The 25,890-nt window shown below is 62.9% G+C and carries 22 protein-coding genes; 5 read left to right on the top strand and 17 right to left on the bottom strand.

Features of this window, described 5'->3' with window-relative positions:
* Positions 1-31: 31 nt before the first annotated feature.
* From IE091_RS01550 to ybaK, 5 genes are all read right to left on the bottom strand, one after another.
* Positions 32-1,924 (bottom strand): ABC transporter ATP-binding protein, encoded by a 1,893-nt coding sequence (locus tag IE091_RS01550; RefSeq protein WP_039175739.1) that lies wholly within the window; start codon positions 1,922-1,924, stop codon positions 32-34.
* A 48-nt stretch (positions 1,925-1,972) separates the two neighbouring features.
* On the bottom strand, positions 1,973-3,016 hold the full coding sequence (locus IE091_RS01545) for an AbrB family transcriptional regulator (protein WP_039175737.1): 1,044 nt from the start codon (positions 3,014-3,016) through the stop codon (positions 1,973-1,975).
* 119 nt (positions 3,017-3,135) lie between these two features.
* A complete protein-coding gene (locus IE091_RS01540; protein WP_189462635.1) occupies positions 3,136-3,993 on the bottom strand; it encodes a PA4780 family RIO1-like protein kinase in 858 nt (285 codons plus the stop codon).
* A 20-nt stretch (positions 3,994-4,013) separates the two neighbouring features.
* Positions 4,014-5,411, bottom strand: a complete 1,398-nt coding sequence (gene dbpA / locus IE091_RS01535; RefSeq protein ID WP_039176079.1) for an ATP-dependent RNA helicase DbpA — start codon at positions 5,409-5,411, stop codon at positions 4,014-4,016.
* Between the two features lie 108 nt (positions 5,412-5,519).
* Positions 5,520-5,987: a Cys-tRNA(Pro) deacylase gene (ybaK, locus tag IE091_RS01530; RefSeq protein ID WP_039175734.1), complete on the bottom strand. Its 468-nt coding sequence runs from the start codon at positions 5,985-5,987 to the stop codon at positions 5,520-5,522.
* Positions 5,988-6,092: 105 nt separating this feature from the next.
* On the opposite strand from ybaK, the gene IE091_RS01525 reads away from it, so the two are divergent.
* Entirely contained in the window at positions 6,093-6,278 is a 186-nt protein-coding gene (locus IE091_RS01525) for a DUF3008 family protein (RefSeq protein WP_016916392.1), read from the top strand.
* Between the two features lie 47 nt (positions 6,279-6,325).
* Here the strand turns inward: IE091_RS01525 and IE091_RS01520 are convergent, their stop codons facing one another.
* Together IE091_RS01520 and IE091_RS01515 are read right to left on the bottom strand one after the other, a co-directional pair.
* Entirely contained in the window at positions 6,326-6,595 is a 270-nt protein-coding gene (locus IE091_RS01520; RefSeq protein WP_189462633.1) for a hypothetical protein, read from the bottom strand.
* A gap of 100 nt (positions 6,596-6,695) precedes the next feature.
* Positions 6,696-7,559, bottom strand: a complete 864-nt coding sequence (locus IE091_RS01515; protein WP_039175731.1) for a cation diffusion facilitator family transporter — start codon at positions 7,557-7,559, stop codon at positions 6,696-6,698.
* 109 nt (positions 7,560-7,668) lie between these two features.
* Here IE091_RS01515 and IE091_RS01510 point away from each other — a divergent pair, with 109 nt between their 5' ends.
* Both IE091_RS01510 and IE091_RS01505 read left to right on the top strand, forming a co-directional pair.
* A complete protein-coding gene (locus IE091_RS01510; RefSeq protein ID WP_189462632.1) occupies positions 7,669-8,538 on the top strand; it encodes a LysR family transcriptional regulator in 870 nt (289 codons plus the stop codon).
* A gap of 204 nt (positions 8,539-8,742) precedes the next feature.
* Positions 8,743-10,152 (top strand): PhoH family protein, encoded by a 1,410-nt coding sequence (locus IE091_RS01505; protein ID WP_039175727.1) that lies wholly within the window; start codon positions 8,743-8,745, stop codon positions 10,150-10,152.
* A gap of 70 nt (positions 10,153-10,222) precedes the next feature.
* On the opposite strand, the gene IE091_RS01500 is transcribed toward IE091_RS01505, so the two are convergent.
* The 10 genes from IE091_RS01500 to IE091_RS01455 form a co-directional block, all read right to left on the bottom strand.
* Positions 10,223-11,227 (bottom strand): YihY/virulence factor BrkB family protein, encoded by a 1,005-nt coding sequence (locus tag IE091_RS01500; RefSeq protein WP_189462631.1) that lies wholly within the window; start codon positions 11,225-11,227, stop codon positions 10,223-10,225.
* Complete coding sequence (locus IE091_RS01495; protein ID WP_229800662.1) at positions 11,224-12,993, bottom strand: proton-conducting transporter transmembrane domain-containing protein; 1,770 nt, start codon at positions 12,991-12,993, stop codon at positions 11,224-11,226. The genes IE091_RS01500 and IE091_RS01495 overlap by 4 nt, the downstream gene beginning before the upstream one ends.
* A complete protein-coding gene (locus tag IE091_RS01490; protein WP_189462630.1) occupies positions 12,990-14,495 on the bottom strand; it encodes a complex I subunit 5 family protein in 1,506 nt (501 codons plus the stop codon). The genes IE091_RS01495 and IE091_RS01490 overlap by 4 nt, the downstream gene beginning before the upstream one ends.
* Positions 14,492-15,982 (bottom strand): complex I subunit 5 family protein, encoded by a 1,491-nt coding sequence (locus tag IE091_RS01485; protein ID WP_189462629.1) that lies wholly within the window; start codon positions 15,980-15,982, stop codon positions 14,492-14,494. Before IE091_RS01485 ends, IE091_RS01490 begins: the two co-directional genes overlap by 4 nt.
* Positions 15,979-16,668, bottom strand: a complete 690-nt coding sequence (locus tag IE091_RS01480) for a Na(+)/H(+) antiporter subunit B (RefSeq protein WP_189462628.1) — start codon at positions 16,666-16,668, stop codon at positions 15,979-15,981. Before IE091_RS01480 ends, IE091_RS01485 begins: the two co-directional genes overlap by 4 nt.
* Positions 16,669-16,718: 50 nt before the next feature.
* On the bottom strand, positions 16,719-17,384 hold the full coding sequence (locus IE091_RS01475; protein WP_039175719.1) for an alpha/beta hydrolase: 666 nt from the start codon (positions 17,382-17,384) through the stop codon (positions 16,719-16,721).
* A 72-nt stretch (positions 17,385-17,456) separates the two neighbouring features.
* Complete coding sequence (locus IE091_RS01470) at positions 17,457-19,226, bottom strand: SLC13 family permease (RefSeq protein WP_189462627.1); 1,770 nt, start codon at positions 19,224-19,226, stop codon at positions 17,457-17,459.
* Between the two features lie 223 nt (positions 19,227-19,449).
* Positions 19,450-19,653: a cold-shock protein gene (locus tag IE091_RS01465; RefSeq protein WP_009101184.1), complete on the bottom strand. Its 204-nt coding sequence runs from the start codon at positions 19,651-19,653 to the stop codon at positions 19,450-19,452.
* A 190-nt stretch (positions 19,654-19,843) separates the two neighbouring features.
* Positions 19,844-21,511, bottom strand: a complete 1,668-nt coding sequence (locus IE091_RS01460; protein WP_189462654.1) for a GMC family oxidoreductase N-terminal domain-containing protein — start codon at positions 21,509-21,511, stop codon at positions 19,844-19,846.
* A gap of 51 nt (positions 21,512-21,562) precedes the next feature.
* On the bottom strand, positions 21,563-23,074 hold the full coding sequence (locus IE091_RS01455) for a CoA-acylating methylmalonate-semialdehyde dehydrogenase (protein ID WP_189462626.1): 1,512 nt from the start codon (positions 23,072-23,074) through the stop codon (positions 21,563-21,565).
* A 139-nt stretch (positions 23,075-23,213) separates the two neighbouring features.
* On the opposite strand from IE091_RS01455, the gene IE091_RS01450 reads away from it, so the two are divergent.
* Complete coding sequence (locus IE091_RS01450; protein WP_016916378.1) at positions 23,214-24,125, top strand: LysR family transcriptional regulator; 912 nt, start codon at positions 23,214-23,216, stop codon at positions 24,123-24,125.
* A gap of 309 nt (positions 24,126-24,434) precedes the next feature.
* Positions 24,435-25,817 carry an NAD-dependent succinate-semialdehyde dehydrogenase gene (locus IE091_RS01445; RefSeq protein ID WP_189462625.1) on the top strand — a complete coding sequence of 461 codons (1,383 nt, stop codon included), beginning with the start codon at positions 24,435-24,437 and terminating at the stop codon, positions 25,815-25,817.
* Positions 25,818-25,890 lie beyond the last annotated feature (73 nt).

The following is a 25,890-nucleotide window of genomic DNA, read 5'->3' as shown; positions in this document are numbered from 1 at the left end:
GGCGACCGGTCTAGTAATTGACTCTCTACGGCTACATGGGGGTCGCCTGTTCAGAATCAAGGTCATTGCCCAAAAAACCGCCCGACTGGCGCTGCCACAGGCCGGCGTAAATACCGTTGCGGGCCAGCAGTTCCTGATGGGTGCCGCTTTCTACCAGGCGGCCTTCATCCACCACGATCAAGCGATCCAGCATGGCAATGGTCGAAAGCCGATGGGCAATGGCGATGACGGTCTTGCCTTCCATCAGGGCATCCAGCTGCTCCTGAATGGCGGCCTCCACTTCGGAGTCCAGCGCCGAGGTGGCTTCGTCCAGCACCAGAATAGGCGCATTCTTGAGCAGTACCCGAGCAATGGCGATGCGCTGACGCTGGCCCCCGGAGAGCTTGACGCCCCGCTCGCCCACATGGGCATCCAGGCCCCGGCGCCCCTGCGGGTCGACCAGATCATGAACGAACGTATCGGCATGGGCGCGGCACACCGCCTGCCACACATCGTCGTCGCTGGCCTGGGGGCTGCCGTAGCGAATGTTGTCGCGCAGCGAGCGGTGCAGCAGCGACGTGTCCTGGGTGACCATGCCGATCTGGTGGCGCAGCGACGTTTGGGTGACCTCGGCAATGTTCTGGCCGTCGATCAGAATGCGCCCTCCCTGCAAGTCGTAAAAACGCAGCAGCAGGTTCGCCAGGGTCGACTTACCCGCCCCAGAGCGGCCAATCAGGCCGATCTTCTCGCCGGGTCGAATGGTCAGGCTCAGCCCGTCGAACACGTGTCGGCTCTGCCCCTTGGCCTGGGCATACTGAAAGCGCAGGGCATCGAAGACGATTTCGCCTTTGGGCACGCTCAGCGCCTTGGCGTCGGGAGCATCCTTGACCGTCGGCTGCTGGGCGATGGTGTTCATGCCATCCTGCACCGTACCGATATTCTCGAACAGCCCGGCGACCTCCCAGAGAATCCAGTCCGACATGAAGCGGATACGCATCACCAGCGCAATGGCAATGGCCAATACCCCCAGCGAGATCGCCTCCAGGAACCAGGCCGCAATGGCCATGCCGGCAGTGCCGACCAGCAGCAGCGTATTGAGCAGCGTCAGGCAGACACTCATCACCGTGACCAGCCGCATCTGACGGTGTACGGTGATCATGAAGCCTTCCATGGCATCCTTGGCGTAGCGCTCTTCGCGCTGGGTGTCGGCAAACAGCTTGATGGTCTGAATGTTGCTATAACTATCGACGACCCGGCCGGTCATCTGCGCACGGGCATCCGCCTGGGCCATGGAAACGTCCCGCAGCCGGGGCACGAAGTAGCGCATGATGCCCAGATAGCCCACCAGCCAGACACCCAGCGGCAGCAGCAGCCAGGGGTCGGCCCGCCCCAGCAGAATCGCCGCGCCGGTAAAGTAGACGATGGCGTAGACCATCAGGTCCATGACCTTGGTGACGGTCTCCCGCACGGCCAGCGCCGTTTGCATCACTTTCTGCGACACGCGCCCGGCAAACTCGTCCTGATAGAACGCCAGGCTCTGGCTCAGCATATGGCGATGCGAGAGCCAGCGGCCAATCATCGGGTAATTGCCAAAAATGCTCTGGTGGGTGATCAGCGACTGGCCCAGCACCAGCAGGGGCAGCCCGACCACTACCGCCAGCCCGACACCCGCCAGCCACAGCCCGTGCTGCGCCCAGAAGTCGGCCCGCTCGACCCGGCCGAGCCAATCCACCAGCTCGCCCATATAGCTGAAGAACATCACCTCGGCGGCGGACACCACGGCAGTCATCAGCGACATCAGCAGCAGCCAGGGCCAGACTGGCCGCGAAAAGTGCCAGATAAACGGCAGCAACCCTTTAGGAGGCGTCGACACCTCACCTTCCGGGTAGGGGTTTACGCGGCGTTCAAAAAACTGGAACAGCGGCAACAGCAGGCGTGACAACATGGGAAGTCCTTGACGAAGAAGCCTTTGAAGAGAGCCGAATGGCGTCTGTCAGTGCGCTCGGCGGCGGCTCAGCAGCCAGCGCGCCCAGAACGGCGCGAACACCATCAGGGTAATCATGCGCAGCAGGTGATGAAAGGCCACGAAGACCGGGTCGATATCCAGGGCAACGGCCAGAATCGCCATTTCACCGATGCCACCAGGGGCCAGCGCCAGCAGCGCCACATCTCGGCCCACCCCTACGGTGCGATGAATGAGTTCGGCGAATACCGCCAGGGCCATCAGGGCCAGCAGGGTCGCCACGCCCGATTGCCACAGGTAACGGCCCAGCAACCGGCGGGTCATGCCCTGGAAACGCGAGCCAATGGCACTGCCCAGTACCCACAGCATCAGGTTCATGCCCCACTGGGGCAGCGCCAGGCTGGCCAGGTCAAGCCCCGACAGCAGGGCCGCCATGAGCAAGGGGGTCAGCAGCGCCGAGCTGGGAATGCGCAGCCAGCGGCCCAGCGGTATCAGCAGGGGAATGGTCAGCAACATCCAGCCGTGTTCCAGCGACGAAGCGGCTGGCCCCAACGAGCCCTCGCCCCCTTCAAAGGCCCAGAACAGCGGTGGCAGGAAGAGAATGACCAGAATAATGCGCAGCGACTGGGCGACGGCGATGCGCTGAGGGTCACCACCACACTTTTCGCCCAGCAGAATCATTGCCGTCATGGCGCCGGGGGCGGCACCAAACCAGGCGCTCACCGGGTCGAACCCGCAGCGCCGGTACCAGGCCGAGGCCACCGCCGTGGAGGCGGCCACCCCGAGCAGCAGCAGCGCCGCCGACAGCGGCCAGTCCAGCACACGATGTGCCAGCTCCGGCGTTACCTGGCTGCCCAGCACCAGCCCCATGACGGCCAGGAACACGTTGCGCAGCGGCTCGGGCACTGCAACGCTGGCGCCCTTGGCGGAGGCCAGCAGATTGGCCACCAGCGGGCCCAGCATCCAGGCCAGGGGAAGGTTCAGCAGTTGAAACAGCAGGCCGCCCAGGGCGCCGACACCCAGCGACACGGCCAGCGCTCTGGCACTTGCTGCACTGAAACGACTTCCCTTCACGCGCCCCTCCTCCTGAGCAATTGCCTACCCGACCACGCATTTTCGGCCGACGAGCCTATCGGCATGGCGGCATATCATTACCCTGCTAAGGGATAGCCTAGTGTACACGATATCGGCGGCTAGTCTTCGTCGTCATCGCCGCGCAGTCGCGCCAGGCGTTCGGCTTCCTCTTCCTTGGCGTCGTCGATGACTTCCATCAGCTCTGCCACGTTGGCAATGTGGCTGTCGAACTCGAAGTGGCCGGTCAGCTGGCTTTCGGGGTGCAGCTCGCCGGACTCATAGAGCGCCCACATCTCCTTGCCGTAGTGGGTGTCCAGCAGCTCCGGGGCAAAGCGGCCAAAATAGGCGCGCATGTTGTTGACGTCGCGCTCGAGCATGGCGGCGGCGCTGTTGTTACCTGCGGCATCCACCGCCTGGGGCAGGTCGATGATGACCGGGCCGTCGGCATCCACCAGCACGTTGAACTCGGATAAATCGCCGTGGATGAGACCGGCACACAGCATACGCACCACGTCCTGGATCACTTTGGCATGATAGCGCAGCGCCTGCTCGTGGGTCAGGGTGACATCGTCAAGGCGCGGGGCCACGTCGCCTGCCGCATCGCTGATCATCTCCATCAGCAGCACGCCATCCACGAAGCCATAGGGCTTGGGAACGCGCACGTCGGCAGCGGCCAGCCGATACAGCGCGTCCACCTCGGCGGTGAGCCACGCCTGCTCCTGCTCTTTCTGGCCGTAGCGGGTCTTCTTGGCCATGGCCCGAGCGCGGCGGCTGTTGCGCTCCTTGCGCCCTTCCTGATACTGCACCGCCTGCTTGAAGCTGCGCTGCTTGGCCTCCTTGAAGACCTTGGCGCAGCGCGTCTCGTCACCACAGCGTACGACGTACACCTGCGCTTCCTTGCCGCTCATCAACTGCATCAGCACCTCATCGATCAGGCCATCGTCGACCAGGGGCTGTAATCGTTTGGGTGTTTTCATGGCTTGCTGCGCTGATCCTGTTAGTGACGAATGCGGCGCACTCGGAAAGCACGCCCCTTGAGTTTATCCCGCTCCAGCTTGGCCTGGGCGCGTTGAACGGCACCGCGCTCCACCGCCACGTAAGCGCTGCGGGCCAGTACCTTGATCTTGCCCACCTGATCACCCCGCAGGCCGCCTTCACTGGTCAAGGCGCCCAGAATGTCGCCGGGGCGCAGCTTGTCCTTTTTGCCACCTGCCAGCTGTAGCGTGGCCATGGGTGGCTCGAACGGAGTGCTGTCGGACGCCTTGGGCAGCGGCTCGGGGGTCAGCGGCTCGCCCAGCAGCTCTGCAAGGCGTTCGAGGCGATACTGCTCCTGCGGGGTCACCAGCGTGCAGGCGATACCGCTGGCACCGGCACGCCCGGTGCGCCCGACCCGGTGTACATGAACCTCCAGCTCGCGGGCGATCTGGTAGTTGAAGACGGCATCCAGCTGGGCGATGTCCAGCCCACGGGCGGCCACGTCCGTGGCAACCAGAATCGAGGCACTCTGGTTGGCGAACAGCACCAGCAGCCGATCACGATCCTTCTGCTCCAGGTCGCCGTGCAGGGCCACCGCACTGAAACCCGCATCGACCAGACTGTCGGCCACCGCCTGGGTTTCGCGCTTGGTGTTGCAGAACACCACGCTGGTGGTCGGGCGCGTGGCCAGCAGCAGCTGTTTCAGCGCCGCAAAGCGTGCGTCGTCGTTGGCCACGGCGTAGAAGTGCTGCTCGATGGTGGTGGCATCGTGGGTCTCCTCCACCTTGACGCTGACCGGGTCGCGCATGACACCCCGTGTCATGATGGCCAGGCCTTCGGTCGACTGCTCGTCCGGGAAGGTGGCGCTGAACAGCAGCGTCTGGCGGTCGGCAGGCGTGTCGGCAATGATGTCGTCGATGGTGGCTTGAAAGCCCATATCGAGCATGCGGTCGGCTTCGTCCAGCACCAGGGTCGTCAAAGACCCCAGCGTCAGCGAGCCTCTGCGCAAGTGCTCGTCAATGCGCCCCGGCGTGCCCACCACGATATGCGCACCGTGCTCCAGGGAGGCCAGTTGCGGGCCAAAGGCCGCGCCGCCACACAGCGTCAGCACTTTCACGTTGGCCATGCCGCGCGCCAGACGGCGCAGCTCTTCGGCTACCTGGTCTGCCAGCTCTCGGGTCGGGCACAGCACCAGCCCCTGCACGCTGAACGCTTCCACTCGGAGCTGAGAGAGCAGCGCCAGACCAAACGCGGCGGTCTTGCCCGAGCCGGTCTTGGCCTGGGCCATCACGTCGCGGCCCGCCAGCATGGGCGGCAGGCTCTGCGCCTGAACCGGCGTCATCTGGTGATAGCCAAGGGAGTCCAGCGTGGCAAGCAGCGCAGGCGACAGCGCAAGAGATGCAAAAGAGGTATCTGACACAAGAAATTCCTGAAGGGGCATGAGGCCCAGCAATTCGATAATGTGAAGCACCATACCAGAAAGCGCCCTGCCCTGCCTGACTGGGAGCAGGCCGCCCTTGGCATGGCGTCAGGCGGAGAGCGCCGCGAATTGCCCATGGCTCAAGGCCGCCAGGTCATCGGGGGAGAGCTCGATCTCCAGCCCGCGGCGCCCGGCACTGACATACAGCGTGGGCCACGCCTTTGCAGAGGCATCGATGAAGGTGGGCAAACGCTTTTTCTGGCCCAGCGGGCTGACGCCGCCCAGCACGTAACCGGTGCTGCGCTCCACTGCTTCAGGCGCTGCCATCGCCGCCTTCTTGGCCCCTGCGGCCTTGGCAATCTGCTTCAGCCCCAGCTGGCAATCGACCGGTACGATCCCCACGGCCAGCTGCTTGCCATCCAGGCTGACCACCAGCGTCTTGAACACTTGTGCCGGTGAAACACCCAGCTTTTCGGCGGCTTCCAGGCCATAGGACGTGGCCGCTGCATCATGTGGATAGTCGTGTACCTGAAAGGCAATGCCTGCTTGCCGTGCACTATTGATGGCCGGGGTCATGGAGGTCTCGTGAGTTGAACGTGGCGGTGGACATCTCATCGTCTACTGCCAAACTTAATAGCGTGTCAATGCTTTGGAAGTCAACCGACAGAAAGGAGTCTGACCATGAAGGCCACCTCAAAAGCACAGCAAAAGGCGGCGGGCGCTGCCCTTTCCGCTAAGCGCGGGGAAAGCAAACCCGGTGAGCTCTATGGCGCATCGAAAGAGATGTACGACGACATGAGTGAAGCCGAGCTGGAAGAGATGGCGGGCACGCCACGCAAGGGGAAACCACAAAAGCGCGAAGCGTGAGTACCGCGCCAGCACGAAGGCTGGCGCGAGGCTTTAGGTGCCTTCGCTCAGGGGCAAGGCACCACGCGACGCAGGGTATCCTTGGCCCATAGCGTCTGGCCATCCGGCGTGCGGCCATGCTCGTTCCAGCGCTCGGTGGTTTCCAGGCAGTAGGAGCCGGCATCTTCCGTGCGCGGGTCAGCGCTGACGGGGCGCTCACCACCGATACGAATGACGTCCGGGTTATCCGTGGTGTAACGGGGGGCAACGGTATTACTGGCACAGCCAGCCACCAGGACGGTAGCCAGCAGTACGGGCAAACAGCGGCGCAATGGCATGTTTTTACAACCCTCACAAGCAGTGATAAACCGACACCAGTTGTCGGTAGCGCTAGATACCACTCGCCCAGCGCCACCGTCAATCTTTTTTGATGCGGGCTCAGGTCACCAGTGTAATGCTCATGACCGGGCGCAAATTACGCTGCTTGCAGTGCTGCTCGACGCTTTCCACGATCTCTTCGGCATCATCGATCTGCTGCTTGTCCAGTTGGATATCCACCATCAGGAAACTGCCCACCTGGGCCAGGCGCACATCGTCGTCGGCAATATCGAAATCCGCCACTTCCTGAATCACCTCCTGACGCACGCTGCCCACGGGCTCACCGAACATCAGTTCACGCAAGGCATCCTTGACCATGCGAATCGGCATGGGCAAGAAATAGCCCGCGATAATCAGCACCATGACCGGGTCGGCGAACCGTGCCAGATGCGCCCAGGGCGTCAACGTCAGCCCCCAGGTCAGCACGAACCCCAGCATCACGGCGGCACTCAGCCAGGTATCCATCTGCCACTGACGAAGCTCGGCATTCAATAGCGAAGACTTGGCAACCCGCGCATGGCGCGCCAGCCACCACCACGTCACAAGACACCCCGTGACGTTGACCACACCAAAGATCAGAGCCAGGTCCAGGGTCACCAGGCGGCCTCCCTGAGCCAGGCTCCACAGCGCCGAGACCAGAGAAAACAGGCAGACCAGGGCAATCACCACACCTTTGAGCAGCACTGCCAACGGCTCTACCGTCAGCCGCCCAAAGGGGTAGTGATCATCAGCGGGCTTGCGCGCCTGCTGAAGGGCAAACAGCGACAGCGAGGCCAGCACTAAACTTAATAGCGAATAGCCGCTATCGAAGAGTATCGTGATCGATCCACTGGCCAAGCCGAGCGCCAGGCCGGTAAACGCGAACAGACTGGCAGAAATGGCGGAAAATCTGAGCGCACGGCGCTCTGCGATGAAGGGGGTCACGCGAATTGCTCCATGAAAAGTAGGTATAGCGCGAGGTATCATAGGGAGACCAGCCACGTTAAACCAATCGCTCAGCGCCAATATTATTGGCACCCAGGAAGGCAACATCATGCGCGCAGAACAGGTGGAAGCGTTTATCGAAGTGACCGAACACGGCTCCTTTGCGGCGGCGGCTCGGCATACCGGCATGAAACGCAGCACGCTCAGTGCGGCCGTGAACGCCCTGGAAGATAGCCTGGGAGTGGCGCTGTTCGAACGCTCGGGCAACAGCCTGCAGCTCACGGCGGTGGGCGAAAGCGTGTTGCCGGACTGCTACCGCCTGCTGACCAGTGCCAGCCGGATCAAGAAGCATTGCCAGCAGCATTTGCAAGGCGTCGAGAGCCAACTGTGCATTGCCCGCGACGATGCGCTGCCAGAAGCCTTCTGGCGTCAGGTCATGCACGAACTGAAGCAGCGCTACCCGCTGACCGCCATTTCGGTGTACCTGCTGCCCCCGCAAGAGCACCCACAGTTCGTGGTGCGCCAAACCGTGGACATCGCTTTCGGCCTGTATACCGCCGAGGGCACCACGGTGAAGGCCAATCATCTGGCACCGGTCAGCATGAGCCTGGTGGCCGCTCCCGATCACCCGCTCAGCCGCCTGCCCAGCGTCACCCGAGATGATCTGGCCCAGTACACGCAGGTGTGCCTGACTTTCGACCAAGGCGACAGGCTGGTCAGCGAAGCGCTGTTTTCGACCAACTACCTGGGGTTGACGATGTTCGAGGTGATCCGTGATGCGGCGATCAACGGCACCGGCTGGGCACTCCTGCCCTACCCGCTGGTCAAAGGAGCATTGGCCAACGGCCAGCTCTGCGCGCTCAATCATGACCTGGCGCTGGAGAGCCACTACTACCGCTACGTGGAGGGCGAAAGCCTTGGCGTGGTAGCCACCGCGCTATTGACCAGCGTTACGCGTTTTCTGAGCGCGACTCGCTAGGCCTCGAACGTCATCACCACAGGGATCAATGACTACGTTGAAATATCGCGGTAGCGAAAATGGCCAAAGCCTTCCACGCTATAAGCAAGTACTTAACAAGGAGGAGCAGGACACGCTAGCGAAGCGGCACAGGTAAGTGTCATCCAAGCGTAAAGAGCATCTGCCAGTGTCGGTATTGCCGTCAACCAAGGAGTAGTTTCCGCGATGGTACGACTCGATAAGAAAGCCACCAGGCTGTATGTGCTGGATACCAACGTCCTGATTCACGACCCCGCCGCGCTCTATCATTTCGATGAGCACGATGTGGTCATCCCCATGACCGTGCTTGAAGAGCTGGACAAGCACAAGAACGGCATCCGTGAAATTGCCCGCACCGCTCGCCAGATCAGCCGCACCCTGTCCGACCTGACCAATCAGGTCACCTTCGATGAAATCCAGAAAGGCATCCCCATTCCACGTATCAGCGGGGAGTCCGGTCGGCTGCACTTTTTGTGCTACAACGACCTGAAGCCGTTCGACGCGCTGGATGACAGTCCCGACAACCGCATCCTGGCAGAGACCTGCCGCCTGCGTGACGAGCGCCCGGATGCCTCGGTGATTCTGATCACCAAGGACATCAATCTTCGCGTCAAGGCTGCCGCGCTGAAAGTACCCGTCGAGGACTACCTCAACGACCGCGCCTTCTCCGACAGCGATGCGATGATCGAAGGGGCCAAGGTGTACGAGGCCGCGGGCCTGGGCGGTGCCTCGCTTTGGGAAAGTCTCAACGTGGAGGTCAATGTCGAGCGCGTCGCGCACCACACTTTCTACCAGCTCAGCGGCACCATGCCCAGGGACTGGCATGTCGGCATGCTGGTGTCGGATAGCGAAAACGGCGCGGAATTCGAAGCCATCGTTCGGGAGCTATCGCCCTCCTCTGCCCGCTTGCAGCTGCTTACCAACTACCGCCACCACGCGGGCGTCTGGGGGGTACACGCCCATGACAGCCGCCAGAACTTTACCCTGAACCTGCTCATGGACCCCGAGATCGACCTGGTGACCATTGCCGGTAATGCGGGCACCGGTAAAACCTTCATGACCCTGGCCGCCGCGTTTCAGCAGACCCTGGACAGCAAACGCTTCGAACGCATCGTGTTCACTCGAGCCCCCATTCCCATGGGCGAAGACATCGGCTTTCTGCCGGGCACGGAAGAGGAAAAGATGTCGCCGTGGATGGGGGCCTTCCATGACAACATGGATAACCTGCTACGCAACGAAGAGGGAGAGTCGAGCTGGGACAACGGTGCCACGCGGCAGTTGATCGGCTCGCGGGTGCAGATCCGCTCGCCCAGCTTCATGCGCGGGCGCACGCTCAACGATACGTTTCTGATCATCGACGAGGCGCAAAACTTCACGCCCAAACAGCTCAAGTCGCTGGTGACACGGGCAGGACGCAACACCAAGATCGTCTGCCTCGGCAACGTGGGGCAGATCGACACTCCTTATCTGACCGCCAACACCTGCGGCATGGCCGCCGTGGTGGAGCGGTTCCGGGATTGGCCCCATGCAGGTCACATAACGCTGAAAAGCGTCGAGCGCTCACGGCTGGCACTGGCAGCAGAGGAACTGCTTTGAACAGCCACTGACGTCGTCGTCCTACCATCCAACCCACGACCGCACAGCCTGGCTGGGCGGTCGCCGCTGCTCAATCCTGCGAGTCGCGATCCTGCCAAGGGGTCTTCACGCCCACCGTATCCGCGGCAAAGGCGTCTCTGTCACCCAGCGGGCGCGGCTCGCCTGTGGTGGTGTCCTGGTAGGTCTGGCGCTCCATTTCACAGTTGATTTCGGCCCCCAGCAGCACCACGAAAGCCGACATCCAGAACCACAGCATCAGCGCCACCACGGCGCCCAGTGAACCGTAAAGCTCGCTGAAAGAGGAGAAGTAGCGCACGTAAAGCGACAACCCCCCAGACCCCAGCAGCCAGGTGGCGGTGGCCAGCAGCGTGCCGTAGCTCAGCCAGCGCCACTTGGCCGCTCGGCGGTACGGTGCAAAGCGATACAACAGCGCAATCAGCAGGCTCATCAGCACCAGCAGCGCTGGCCAGCGCAGCCACTGCAACAGCTTGTCAAAGGGAGGCTCCACCATCAGCCATTCCACCAGCATGGGCACCACGGCAATGAACCCCAGCGACACCAGGGTCATGCCGATGAGCCCGAACGTCAGCGCCACCAGCACGACCAGGCGCAACAGTGCGGGCCGCTTCTCACGCTCGCCGTAAACCACGTTGAGGCCCACCACCAGCGCCGACACCCCTTTGGAAGCGATGTACATGGCCACCATCAACCCAGCCAGGGCGGCCATGACGTTGCCACGCTGGGCACTTTCCACCACGTCCTGGGCCTGCTGATCGATCAGGTTGGCCGCATCGGACGGCATGAAACGGCTGATTTCATAAAGCTGGCGCCCTGCTTCTACCGGGTCGAACAGCAGCCCCCAGATGGAAATCACGGCGGCTATGGTGGGGAACAGCGCCAGCAAGGCGTAGAACGCCACGCAGGCAGCGTACATGGTCACCCGGTCTCGGCGGGCCGCCCTCAACACGCGCCAGCCGATATCCAGCCAGCCTAGCCGGGGTATGTCATCCGGCGTCACGGCCTGGCGCCCTCGGTCTGCCTGGTACGCTTGCGACCCCGCCTGTGGCTTGCTCATGCCCGTCCCTCCCACATCAACAGTAGCGCCAGCAGCACGGCCATGGCCATCATCAGCCCGCTGCCGTGCTGGCGCAGCCAGGGCTCTGCACGCAGGCTGTGCCTGAGCAGTTGCATGACCGTTCGCTCGAAAGCCAGGCTGTGCGCCACCGACGCAGCTTTGACGCGCCCCAGCGCATCACTGAAGCGCTGACAGCCCTGCAGGGCATAGCCTGCCAGCGGCGCGTACAGCCACCATAGATCGCCCGCTGGCGGTGGAGAAACTTTCACACGCTGGCGCAGGGAAAGCGCTACCACCAACGCCAACAGACCCACCGGGAAAGGCCAGACGATACCGGCCCACTCGGCCAACGGCGGCACCTCGGAACCGTACAGCGGCAGCCACAGCGGGGTGGCCAGCGCGGCCACCACGGCGGCCAACCAGGCGCCCCACTGCATGGGGTGGCTGCCACCGCTCTTGCGCAGCTGCCACTGCCGCCACAGGCACACGCTCACCAGCAGCGAGGTGCCCACGGCTGCCCAGGTCAGCAATAGCACCAGCGTGGTCAGTTGGGTATCGTAAAGCACCGATTTGACTCCCCACTTGCTGACCAGCCCAGCTGCCAGGGCACCTGTCAGCGATACGCCCGGCAGCGCCATCAGCGCAAACAGCAGCGGTACACGCCAGCGGGGCATGTGTTCGCTGATGCTGGTTCCCATGAACAGCGCCCCTTTGGCCAGCGCATGATGGGCCGCAAACAGCACCAGTCCGGGCAGCAGCAGTAGCCACGCCTGAGGCACCGTCAACCCGGTGCCTACCAGCGCCGTCAGCATGCCCATCTGGCTGATACTCGAATAGGCCAGTACGGCCTTGGGGTGACGCTGCCACACACCATACAGGGCAGCCCCGAACGCGGCGGCCAGCCCCAGCGCCATCATGGCCTGGCCCAGCAGTACCAATTCAGGCGCCAGGCCCGACTCGCCCAGGGGCAGCACGTTCAGCCAGCCCAATAGCCCGGCCTTGATCATGGCGCCGCTAAGCACCGCGCTGGCAGGCGCAGGGGCGACCGGGTGGGCCAGCGGAAGCCACACATGCAGCCCCACCACCCCGGCCTTGACGCCAAACCCCAGCCATAGCAGCAGTGCCATCCAGGCACCGTGCTCCGAGCGGGCAATGGCCTCGCGAACGCCCTCCAGGGTCAAGGTGTCGATGGAGCCAGCCGCCCATAGCAGCCCCCCCAGAATCAGCCCTTCGCCCAGCACGGCGAGAATCAGGTAGGCCCGAGCCCCCAGCCGCGCCTCGGCGCTGCCGCTATGCACCACCAGCGCGTAGGCGGCAAAGGTCATGAGCGCAAAGCCCAGGTAAAAACTGGCAATGTCCTGGGCAAGGATCAGCAGGACATTGCCCAGCAGGGCCAGGGGCCACAACAGCGTCAACCGCTGCAAGCGCCGCTGGGCGTCGTCATCGCCCCCCCGAGCCAAGGCTTCCTCGGCGGCAAAGTAGCCCCGGGCATGCAGCGCTGCCAGGCTCCATAGCAGCGCGCTGAAGGCCAGCCAGGGGCGGCTGAGCGCATTCAGCTCCCACCAGCCCCCCAGCATCCAGGCTTCCAGCACCCAACGGCCTTCACCCATATAAGCCAGCAGTAACGCAGGCCAGGCGGCGCTGACCCATAGCCAGGAACAGTAGCGCCGCTGCGCTGGCGGGGTACGGTAGGCATGCCATACCGCACCGGCAGCCACGTACAGCGGCCAGAGCAGGGCCACGGCCAGCAGCAATGTCGTCATCATGGTAGATACTCCCCTACCGCCACCCGCGTTGCCCAGTCCAGAGGGCTAAACGGCAAGCCTGCCAGCAGCCCGGCCCCCAGGCTGGCCAGCGCGGTAAACACGGCTGGCCACAACAGCCAGCCATGGGTTTCCAGGCGCCCCAGACGCTGCTCGCTGGGCCACGCACCCACCCCGTGATCGGGCCCCTGCCGGAACCAGAGCCGATGCAGGATAGGCAGAAAGTAAATGGCGTTCAGCGTGCTGCTGGCTACCAGCACCGCCACCACCCAATACATCTCGGCCTGAATGGCGCCAATGCCCAGGTACCACTTGGTGATGAACCCCGCGATGGGCGGCAGCCCGATCATGCCCAGCGCCCCCACGGTAAAGGCCAGACTGGTCAGCGGCATGCGTTTGCCAGCACCGTCCATCTCATCGATGCGATGAATTCCCAGCTCTTCGGCGTAGTTGCCCGCGCAGAAAAACAGCGTGACCTTCATCAGCCCCTGGTGGAGCAGATGGGCGAGCGCACCGATGGTGCCGAAAGGCCCAAACAGGCTGACCCCCAGAATCACATACGACACCTGACTGATGGTCGAGAAGGCCAGCCGTGGCTTGAGTTCCTGCTGAGCGATGGCCCTCAGCGAGCCGTAGATGATGGTGATGGAGGCCGCGATGGCCAAGGCCGTGGTCACCCCCAGTTCGACGCTCAGCTCGATCCCGTAGAGGTCATAGATCACGCGGAGAATGCCGAAGGCCCCCGCCTTGACCACCGCCACGGCATGCAACAGCGCACTCACCGGAGCAGGCGCCACCATGGCTCTGGGCAGCCAGCCATGCAGCGGCACCATGGCCGCCTTGACCGCCAGGCCGCCGACCAGCAGCGCAAAGATCAGCGTCAGCAGGCCACGGTGGTCGGCCAGGTAAGGCGACAGTCCCCGCTCGGAGGCAAAGGAGTGGTCGCCTGTCAGGCTATACAGCAGCACGACCCCCAATAGCAGCACGACCCCGCCGGTCAGGGTGTAACGCAAATACACGCGCCCTGCCGCCAGCGCCTTGGCCGTGCCCGAATGCACTACCAGCGGGTAGGTCGACAGCGTCAGCATTTCGTAAAAAATCAGGAAGGTAAACAGGTTGCCGGAGAGCGCAATGCCCAGCGTGCTGGCCACGCAGAGGCTGAAAAAGCCAAAGAAGCGCTTGCGGTTGGCCGCATGCTCCAGGTAGCCAATGGCATACACCGTGGTGCACAACCAGAGCAGCGATGAGAGGCCAGCAAACATCACGCCCAGCGCATCGGCGCGCAGTACGAAATCGACGCCCTCGACAATCTGGAAGCTGAAGGTGTCCTCGTAGCCTTCCGCCACGCGCCCGACCATCAGCACGACCAGCACGAGCTTGCTGACCGCCGCCAGCAGATTGATGCCGGTACGCCAGCGCCGCGCCTCTTCGGGTAGCGCAAAAATGGCCACGGCGGCCAGCATGGACGTCGCCAGTGTGGTCAGCGGTAACCAGGCTGCGTTCATGCGCCACCTCCTTGTAGCAGGGCCAACGGCAAGTGGGCCAACAGACCCAGCAGCAGCGCGGCCAGGGCAAGCGCCAGTGCCACCGCATCCATGCCCGGCGCCAACGGCTGGTAGTCATGGCGCGGTGCGGTTTCATCGAACGAGTAGCGGAAGACCCTGAACACGTAGGCCGCGGTCAGCAGCGTTCCCGCCAGTAATGCTGCAACGGCAAGCCACTGCTGAGTGAGCACCATGGCCTGCAGCAGCAGCCACTTGGCCGTGAAACCGCTGCTGGGTGGCAGGCCCATCAGCGTGATGGAGGCGATGCCGAAAGTCAGCAGTGAGAGCGGCAGTCGGCGGCTGGTGCCCGCCAGCGCTTGCAGAGCACTCTTGCCGGTGGCCAGCAGCAGATTGCCGGCCGCCAGAAACATCGCCGCCTTGGCCAGCGAGTGCCCCATCAGCTGTAGCCAGAAACCCTCCCAGGCCAGCGCCTGGGGCAGTGGCGAGGCTTGCGGCCCCAGCAGTAGCGGAAATGCCACCATCAAATAGCCCAGCTGGCCCACCGTGGACGAGGCGATCAGGGTTTTCAGCGATACTGCCCGCCATGCCACCAGCCCGCCCCACAGGATGGCCGCCATTCCCAGCCAGCCCACCAGCTGCGGGGCCAGCCAGGTATCGGGCAGCAGCACGCTCCACACCATCAGCAGAATGAACAGCGAGGCCTTGATGACCAGCGCCGCGTGCAGGGCGCTCACTGGCGTCCAGGCGTTTTCGTGCACCGGGGTCAGCCAGCCATGCAGCGGAAACAGTGCAGCCTTCAGCGCCAGCCCCGCGCCCATCAGTGCCGCCGCGACCCAGCTCACCGGGCCTGGCTCGACGACTTGGGCCAGGCCCATCAGCGTCAGTTCCCCCCAGTACCCCAGCAGCAGAGCAATGCCCAGCAGGAACGCCAACGACCCCACCAACGCCAGCAGCAGGTAGCGCATACCGGCCTTGAGCGCACTGCCCTTGCCCGACAGCAGCAGCATGCCGACGGCGGCCAGCCCCATCAGCTCCAAAGCGGCGTAGAGGGTCAGCAAATCGGCCGCCATCCAGATCAACGACAGCGCGCTCACCAAAACGCCCATGAGCGGCCACAGCCAGCGCCCCTGGGGGCCAGGCTGGGAAAGCGCCAAGTGCCCAGGGGTATACAGCGCAGCAGCCAACGCGACCCACTGGGTTATCAGCAGCATGAAGCCGCTCACGCCACTGAAGCGCAGCGCCAGATCCACCCCTGCCAGCTGCCATTGCCAGCGCAACACGCCCGCCTGCTGGGCATCCATGACCATCCACAGGCCTGCTACCAGCACCGGCGTACAGGCCAGCAGGACGGGCACCATGCGCGCGGGACGCAACCAGGCCCCCAGCAGGCCTATCAGGGTAGGTAGCAGCAGAACGACCAGCAGCGCCCAGTGGGTCGACCACAACGGCTCGAAAGTGCTGTCATGCAAGCCAAAACGCCAGCTCATTGTGAAGCCTCACGGGGGGCCAGGGGGGCTGGCTGCTCATCGACCAGGGCCGACCCCCCTTCCAGCTGCAGCAGATGTCGTATCAACAGCACGCCCAGCAGGGTGCCCAGCCAGGCAATCAGCAAGCCCACGCCAATCAGCGCCTGGGCATTGGGCAAGGGGCCCACCATGCCTGCCAACAGCAGAAACACACCCGACCCCAGCACATTGAAGGCCATCAGCCGACGCAGCCAATGTCGATGCAGTGCAAAAGCCCCCATGGCCGCCGAGACCATGACGACCGCCGCCAGCATCAAGGGGTGTTCGCTCAACGAGTAGGCCATGTCGGGCAAGAGGTAGCGCAGCGCGGCGCCGATCATCACGCTCCACGCCAGCGCCAGCAGCCCACGGCTGATGACATGCCCGGCCCCGTGCTGCACTCGGTCGTAGTGGGCAGCCTCCGGGTGAGCCGAGGAAAATGCCTTCAGGGCATAGAAGAAGCTGCCGCCGGTGAGCGCGCCACCCAGCACCAGCTCCATCAGCCCCAACCAGGGCGCCTGCCACTGCCACCAGGCCAGGCTCATCAGCAGCGTGAACAGCAAAAACAACCGACAGGTCCGCCGCAGATGGCGGTCCAACAGGCAGGCAAGCGCCACTGCCACCAAGCAAAGCGCCAGCCCAGCTTCCAATATATCCACCGACATCATGAAGTGCCTCCGCCTATCCTGTGCATTGGCCAGCGAAAAAGGAGGCCGTACTACGCGAGCCGTTCGCTCAACCACCTGCCGATATCGTTGACCTGCTGCGGGCAGAGCGCGTGGGCCATGGGATATTGACGATAGTTCACCGAGTAACCGAGCGCCTTGAGGCGCTCGGCGCCAGAGCGGCCAAGCGTTTCCGGCACGATGGGGTCAAAGTTACCATGATGCACCTCAAGGGGGATATGGCGGTTGGCCTCGGCAAGTTCAATGCTGTCGGCGGTGGCAAAGTAGGTCGACATCGCCAGCAACCCGCCCAGCGGCTGGGGGAACGAGAGAGCCGCCTGATAAGCCACCGCGCCGCCCTGAGAGAACCCTGCCACGATGATGCGCTGGCTATCGATGCCTTGGTCGATCTGCTCCTGAATCAGCGCCTGAATGCGCGCGGCGGAGGTTTTCAGCTGCACTTCGTCGACCCGGCGCCCCAGGTCCATGGCCAGAATGTCATACCAGGCAGGCATCACCATGCCCCCATTGATGGTCACCGGCAGGCGCGGCGCATGGGGCATGATGAAGCGCACATGGGCGCTTTCCGGCAAGGCCAGCGCAGGCACCAGCGGCTCGAAATCGTGCCCGTCGGCACCGAGTCCATGAATGATGAACACGCACGCATCGGCGGGTTGACCATGTTGCGGCTCGATAATCAGTTCGCCTGGAGCTGTCATGTCGCATTCCTTGGTGGCTGTCAAAAGCGCCACCCTAGCGTAAAGCGACGCGTTGGGCGAGTCCTTCCCCGCTTAAAACGGCCACACCCACGGAATCAACGTCACCGCAATGGCCCCGGTCAGCAGGTTCAATCCACCTCCTACGCGCAGAAAGTCCCCCAGCCGATACCCCCCTGGGCCATGCACCATCAGATTGGTCTGGTAGCCAATGGGGGTCAGGAAACTGGCCGACGCAGCAAACATGACGGCCACCACGTAGGGCATGGGATTGACGCCCAGGCTCTCGGCCGCCGCCATCACCACCGGAAAGATGATCACCGCCGCCGCGTTATTGGTCACCATCTCGGTGAGCAGCGCCACCACGCAGTAGGTGCCCAACAGCAGTAGCCAGGGATTACCTGCCACCAGAGAGAGAATACCGCCCGCCATCACGTCGGCTGCTCCAGAGGTTTGCAGCGCAGCCCCCACGCCGAACGAGGCCGCAATGGTCAGCAGAACCTGAGTATCCAGACCCCGTTTGGCCGCGCCTACCGTGCAGCAACCGGTCAGCAGCACCATAGCAGCGCCCAGCATGGCAGCATTGAGCATGCTGAGCACGCCAAAGGTCGCCAGCATCACCGCCCCCAGCAGGATCGCCCAAGCCAGCGGCGCCTTTTCATGCACCGGCCTGGCCGCACCGTTGAGTTCACTGATCAGCAGGAAATCCTTGGACTGGCGATGGCGCTCGATGAACGGCGGGCGAGCCTCGAGCAGCAGCACGTCCGCTGGCTGCAGACGTACCTGCCCGAGGTTGCCGGTCACCCGCTCACCGCCGCGGCAAATCGCCAGCACCGCCGCCCCGTACAGAGTTCGAAAACGTCCGTCGCGAATGCGCTGGCCAATGAACTGGCACTGACTGGAGACCACGGCTTCTACCAAACGTCGTTCCTTGAACTCCTTCTCCAGGCTGGAAGCGCCATCCCGGGAGGGAATCAGCCCCCGGATCTGCTGCAGCTCCACGGCCGCCGCCGAAGTGCCCACGAACACCAGCCGGTCACCGCCCTTGAGCTGCTCGCCCGGCCCCACCACGCTGACCACGTTACCGTCACGCTCGATCTCGACCAGAAACAGCTCCTGAAGATGCCGCAGCCCCGCCTCCTCCACGGTGCGGTTCACCAGCACACCAGTGGGGTCCACCTCCATCTCGATGGTAAATTCCCTCGGGTTGGCAAAGGCATTGGCGACATCTTTACGGGCAGGCAGGATGCGCGGGGCCAGCACGATCAGGTACGCAAGCCCGGCCAGAGCCACCGGCAAACCGACCCAGGCCAGGTCGAACAGCCCCATGGCCAGCTCCGGGTAGCGCTCCACCAGCAGCCCATGCACCACCAGATTGGTGCTGGTACCGATCAGCGTGATGGTCCCGCCCAGAATGGAGGCAAAGCTCAGCGGCATCAGCAGCCGCTGGGGAGACAACTTCAAACGGCGGCTCCAGCTCATCACCGCAGGGATATAGGTGGCCACCACCGGGGTATTGTTGAGAAAGCCGCTCAGCGACGCCACCGGCAGCAGCAGCCGGGTCAGGGCGCCCCGCTCGGTGCTCGGGCGGCCCAGCACATAGCGAATGATCAAATCGATGCCGCCGGTTTCACGGATGCTGGCCACCAGCACGTACATGAACGCCACGGTGAACAGGCCGCTGTTGGAGAAGCCTCCCAGCGCCTGCTGCGGGTCGATGACCCCCAGGGTCATCAATACCACCACGGCTCCCAATAGAATGATATCGGGGCCCAGGCGCGACAGCGCCATGAGGGGGAAAATCGTCAGCACCACCCCAACGGCAATCCAGGCATCCAGCGACATAAACCCATATCCTTGATAAACGAACCTGGGGATATTGTGCCGCCCGCCCAATATTCTAAAAAGTTATTTTTAGAAACACAGTAAGAACAAAATAGAATATATCCATGAGGGGTGAGGTGAGGTGAGGTGAGGTGAAAATCGTGGCAAACAAAAAACCCCGCACGAAGGCGGGGTTTTTTTACAGGCTGACCCGTAGGTCACCTGACAACATCATTCGTTCAGATTACAGAACTTTGATGTTGGAAGCCTGAAGGCCTTTTTTACCCTGGGTGACGTCGAAGGAAACCTTCTGGCCGTCTTGCAGAGTTTTGAAGCCGTCAGCTTGAATTTCGGAGAAGTGCGCGAACAGGTCGTCGCCATTGTCGTCCGGAGAAATGAAGCCGAAGCCTTTAGTGTCGTTAAACCACTTAACGGTACCAGTTGCCATGATCGAAATCCTCGATTTAGCTTAATGAAGAGCCGGGTAATACCCGAGTTGCAGTGGGTAGAACAAGAAACTTTCACCAGACTCAACGCGAGAGCGTTTCGATACTGCTGACTACGTTCGACTTGCTAACCAACTGCATGCAGCATGCGCTTAACGACGCTGCACGTCAACACTATGATGGAAAAAAATGTCAGTGCAATGAATTTTCTTCCAAAATCCATCCGGCGGCCTTTTCGGCGATCATCAGCGTCGGCGAATTGGTGTTGCCACTGGTGATGGTGGGCATCACTCCCGCGTCGGCCACCCGCAGTCCAGACACCCCGCGAACCCGCAATTGCGCATCCACCACGGCCATGGGGTCGTCGTCTTTTCCCATTCGCGTGGTGCCGACCGGATGGAAAATCGTCGTGCCAATATCCCCTGCCAAACGGGCCAGCTCCTCGTCGGTCTGGTACTCCACGCCCGGCTTGATCTCTTCCGGGGCGTATCTGGCAAAGGCGGGCTGCTCGGCGATGCGTCGCGTCACCCGCAGCGAATCGGCGGCCACCTTGCGGTCCTCGGGAGTGCTCAGATAGTTCGGCGCGATCGCCGGTGCCTGGCGCGGGTCGGCGCTTTTCAGGCGCACGGTGCCTCGGCTGGTAGGGTTCAAGTTGCACACGCTGGCGGTGATCGCAGGGTACGGGTGCAGCGGCTGCCCAAAGGCTTCGAGACTCAACGGCTGCACGTGATACTGAATATTGGGATACGGCTGATCGTCGGAACTACGCGTGAACGCGCCCAACTGCGACGGCGCCATGCTCATGGGTCCCGTGCGCCGCGTGAGGTACTCCCATCCGATACCGGCTTTGCCCCATAACGTGCTGGCCATGGCGTTCAGCGTTTTGGCATTGCTGACACGATACACCGAACGTATCTGGAGGTGATCTTGCAGGTTCTCGCCCACCCCCGGCAGGTCGTTCACGACCTCGATGTCATGCTCGGCAAGGTGCTCGGCGGGACCGATGCCCGATAACTGCAGCAGGTGGGGCGAGCCAATCGCGCCGGCACACAGCACGACTTCCTTGCTGGCCTGCACGCGCAGAGTCTTGCCTTCTCGCACCACTTCGACTCCTTCGCAGCGGGGGACGGCCTGATCACGCTCGAAGCAGAGCCGATTCACCGGGGTGGAGTGCCACAGCGTCAGGTTGTCCCGCTTCAAGGCCGTGCGCAAGAACGCCTTGGCCGTGTTCCAGCGCCAGCCGTCGCGCTGGTTGACTTCGAAATAGGCAACGCCTTCGTTACTGCCTCGATTGAAGTCCTCGGTTCGAGGAATACCGGCCTGAACGGCGGCTTCGGCAAAGTCATCCAGCACCTGCCACTTCAGGCGCTGCTTCTCCACCCGCCACTCGCCGCCGTGGCCATGAAACGCGCGGTGAGTGTCATCACCGTCGCTACCTTTATCCAATCGGTAGTGGTTTTCGTGTTTGATAAAGTCCGGCAGGCAGTTCTCCCAGCGCCAGGCATCGCTGCCGGTCACTTCCGCCCAGTGGTCGTAATCCCGCGCCTGGCCGCGCATGTAGATCATGCCGTTGATACTGGAGCAGCCGCCCAGGGTCTTGCCGCGCGGGTAGATCAGCGAGCGACCGTTCAACCCCTGGTCGGGCTCCGTGCGAAACAGCCAGTCGGTGCGCGGGTTGTTGATGCAATACAGGTACCCGACGGGTATATGAATCCAGTGGTAGTTGTCTCGGCCACCGGCTTCGATCAGCAGCACCCGATTGTTCGGGTCGGCGCTCAGTCGGTTGGCCATCAGGCACCCTGCAGTGCCTGCGCCTACCACGATATAGTCAAAGCATTGCATGGCGGCATGAGCCGCCATGGGGGTAGTTGTATTGTTGGACATGCGGGTGACTCCGGTGAAGAGCGGGCGTTACTTCGCCGTGGGCATCACGAATTCGGCACCGGCGTGGATGGAGTCAGACCAGCGCTGCATGATCGACTTCTGCTTGGTATAGAAGCGCACGCCCTCTTCGCCATAGGCATGGGTATCGCCAAACAGCGAGCGCTTCCAGCCGCCGAAACCGTGCCACGCCATGGGCACGGGAATCGGCACGTTGATGCCGACCATACCCACCTGGATACGGCGGCCAAACTCACGGGCAACGCTACCGCTTTCGGTGAAGCAGCTCACGCCGTTACCAAACTCATGGTCGTTGATCAGCTGAATGGCGGTGGCCACGTCCGGCACGCGCACGCACACCAGCACCGGGCCGAAGATCTCTTCTTTATAGATCGTCATGTCGGGGGTCACGTGATCGAACAGCGTGCCGCCCATCCAGAACCCCTCGGCGCAGCCTTCTCCCGCGTTGGCGCCGTCGAATTCACGGCCATCGACGATCAGCTGTGCACCCTCGGCCACGCCCTTTTCGATGTAACCGGTAATGCGCTGATGGGCCTGACGGGTCACGATGGGGCCCATTTCGGCGTCCAGCTGCATGCCATCCTTGACCTTCAGCGCCTGGGCTCGCTCGGTGAGCATCGGCACGACTTTATCGGCAACGTCGCCCACCAGCACGGCCACGCTGATGGCCATACAGCGCTCACCGGCGCTGCCGTAGGCGGCACCGATCAGCGCATCGACGGCCTTGTCCAGGTGGGCATCGGGCATCACCACCATGTGGTTCTTGGCGCCGCCCAGCGCCTGCACGCGCTTGCCGTGCTTCGCGCCACGCTCGTAAATCAGGTTGGCAATGGGGGTGGAACCGACGAACGACAGCGCCTTCACCTCCGGATGATCGATCAGCGCTTCCACGGAGTCCTTGTCGCCCTGCACCACGTTGAACACGCCATCCGGCAGGCCCGCCTGCTGCAACAGGTCGGCAATCATCAGCGAAGCGCTGGGGTCCAGCGGGCTGGGCTTGAGAATGAACGTATTCCCGGCGGCAATCGCGATGGGGAACATCCACATGGGCACCATGGCCGGGAAGTTGAACGGGGTGATCCCGGCCACCACGCCCAGCGGCTGTCGCACGGTCCAGTTGTCGATGCCGGTACTCACCTGCTCGGTATAGTCACCCTTCAACAGCTGAGGGATGCCACAGGCAAACTCGACGATATCGATGCCACGCGCCACTTCCCCCTGGGCGTCGGTGAACACCTTGCCGTGCTCTTTGGTGATCGCTTCGGCCAGCGCATCCTTGTGTGTATTGAGCAGCTCCAGAAACTTGAACATCACCCGAGCGCGGCGAATGGGGGGCGTGTCGGCCCAGGCAGGGAAGGCCGCCTGGGCCGCCTGCACGGCCGTGTCCACATCCGCCGCCGACGCCAGTGCCACGCGGCCGGTGACCTGGCCCGTGGCCGGATTGAAAACGTCCTGAGCAGTACCGGAGGTGCCTTCGCTGCGCTGGCCGTTGATGAAGTGGTGAATGGCGTGAGTTGTCATTGTCGCTACCTTTATAAACATCGTTTAAGTGATGAGGAGAATCTGCCCTAGACTACCCGGCGCCACAGGCCAAGCAATTGAGTAATTTTTAACCCGGATATAAGCTCTGCTAATAACATGACAACGAAGGTCATCGACCATGCAGGAGTACGCCACGCTACGGGCCTTTGTGGCCGTTGCCCATACCGGCAGCGTGTCTCGCGCCGCTGAACAGCTGCACCTCACCCAGCCTGCCGTCAGCCTAAAGTTGAAGCAGCTTCAACAACACCTTGGCCTGACGCTGTTCACCCGCCGCCCTCAGGGCTTGCGCCTCACTGCCGATGGCTATGCCCTGCTGCCCGCCGCCGAAAACGCCCTGGCCAGTGCGCTGGCATTCGAACAAAGCGCCAGTGCCCTGCACAGCACCCTGCGCGGCAAGCTGCGCATCGGCACCATCGTGGACCCTGAATTCATCCGCCTGGGCGATTTTTTGAGCCGCCTGATGGCCCGCGCGCCCCAGCTGGAAACGGAGCTGCACCACGGCATGAGCGGCAGCGTGCTGGAAGACGTGGTGCACAGCGAGCTGGATGTGGGCTTCTTTCTGGCACCGCCCGGCGAAGGCCCGGCCCATGACGCCTTGGCCTGGCGTGAGCTGACCCACTTTCATTACCACGTGGTGGCGCCCCCGGGCTGGGAGGCCAAGTTGGCCGACACCCGCTGGGAAGCGCTGGCCAGCCTCCCCTGGATCGTCACCCCCAGCGTGTCTGCCCACTCGCGCCTGCTCCAGCGTGCGCTGGCTGCCAGCGGCGCCACGCCGCACCGAGTGGCACAGGTCGACCAGGAAGCCTGCATGCTGGACCTGGTGCGCGCCGGGGTCGGCCTGAGCCTGGCCCGCGACGCGCTGGCCATGGCCGAGCGCCAGGAGAGCGGGCTGGCAGTGGCCGAGCACGTTCGCCTGCCCTGCGCCTTGAGCCTGATCTGGCGACAGGATCGCGCCATCGAGCCCACCATCAAGGCAGCGCTGGACACCCTGGATACCGTGTGGGCCCACCGCCCTTCCCTGGCGCCATAAAAAGCGCCAAAGGGTGGGCGGGTGAACAGACCGCGAAATTTGGGCAAATGGGGATTTTTCTACTAAAGTGGAAAATCAGCGTGAATAGACCAGTCGGCCTAGGCTTGTACGAAAAATCGTCGAGCGATGGCCAGACAAGGCAAAAATTGGCGAAAAGACGGAGTTTACGGGGTGTAAATGAGTACTTTGAGCCAATTTTTAACGCCGTATGGGCGAGCGTAGGCAGTTTTCGTACCAAGCCTAAAGGAACGATTAGCCGCTGTGTGGTCTACCCCCTCACGTCCCGTTGATCTAAAGATAGGAGATCTTATGAGCAACACGATCAAGACCGTCAATCCCACCACGGGTGATACCCTCGAATCCTACACACTGATGGATGACCAGCAGGCTCAGCAGGTCGTCGAGGCCTGTCATGAGGCCTTTCTCGATTGGCGGCTGACCTCTCTGGACGAACGCGCCCGTGTGGTCAAGGCCATTGGCCAGGCGCTGAAAGCGCATCGGGAAGACCTGGCCCAGCTCATGGTGAAAGAGATGGGCAAGCTGCCGGATCAGGCCCGTCAGGAAGTGGATCTGTGCGTGGGCATTTGTGACTACACCGCCGAACACGGCCCCGCCAAGCTGGCCGATGAAGAGCGCCAGCCCGGCAATGGCGAGCGCGGTTTCGTCACCTACTCGCCCATGGGCGTGATCTACGGCATTCAGCCCTGGAACTTCCCTGCCTACCAGGTAGTGCGCTACTCCATCGCCAACATCATGGCGGGCAACGGCGTGCTGCTGAAACACGCTGAAAACGTTACCGGCAGCGGCCTGCTGCTGGAAAAGATCTATCGTGAGGCGGGCCTGCCGGAAAACGTCTTCCGCACTCTGGTGATTTCCCATGAAGTGTCCGACAACATCATCGCCCACAAGGCCGTGCGGGGCGTGACCCTGACCGGCAGCGACGGCGCTGGTCGCAAAGTGGCCGCCAAGGCCGCCGAGCACCTGAAAAAGACCGTGCTGGAGCTGGGCTCCAACGACGCTTATCTGGTGCTGGACGACGCCGACCTGGACGTGGCCATCGACACCTGCGTGACCGGTCGCGTATTCAACGGCGGCCAGACCTGCGTGGCCGCCAAACGCTTCGTGGTCACCGAGAAGCACTACGAAGCGTTCAAGGAGCGCTACGTGGCGCGCATGAAGGACCTGAAAGCGGGCGACCCGACCCAGCAAGACAGCGACCTGGGCCCCATGGCCCGCGTGGATCTGCGCGATACCCTTCACGAGCAGGTGGAAGAGAGCGTGCGCAAGGGCGCGAAAATCCTCTGCGGCGGTGAAAAGCCGGAAGGCAAAGGCGCGTTCTACCCGGTCACGGTGCTGGATGACGTCACCCCCGGTCAGCCCGCCTACGACGACGAGCTGTTTGGCCCGGTGGCGGCGCTGATTCGCGCCAAGGATGACGACGACGCCATGCGCATCGCCAACGACAGCCGTTACGGCTTGGGCGGCGGCATCATCTCCAAGGACGTGAAACGCGCCACCGAGCTGGCCAGCAAGTATTTCGATACCGGCATGGTGTTCATCAACGGCTTTGGTGTGGCCACGCCCGAGATGCCGTTTGGCGGCGTGAAGGATTCAGGCTACGGCCGTGAGCACGGCGGCTTTGGCATGCACGAGTTCGTTAATGCCAAGTCGGTGATCGTGGTTCAAAGCTGATAGCGAACGCCTACGCTGCTCCGGTAGGCAAAAGCACAACGCCGCAGCGTCGCTTTCGCGACCTGCGGCGTTT

The sequence above is a fragment of the Vreelandella hamiltonii genome, assembly GCF_014651775.1.
GTDB lineage: Bacteria > Pseudomonadota > Gammaproteobacteria > Pseudomonadales > Halomonadaceae > Vreelandella > Vreelandella hamiltonii.
The sequence above is the reverse complement of the archived record's forward strand: the minus strand, read 5'-3'. Positions and strand labels throughout refer to the sequence as shown.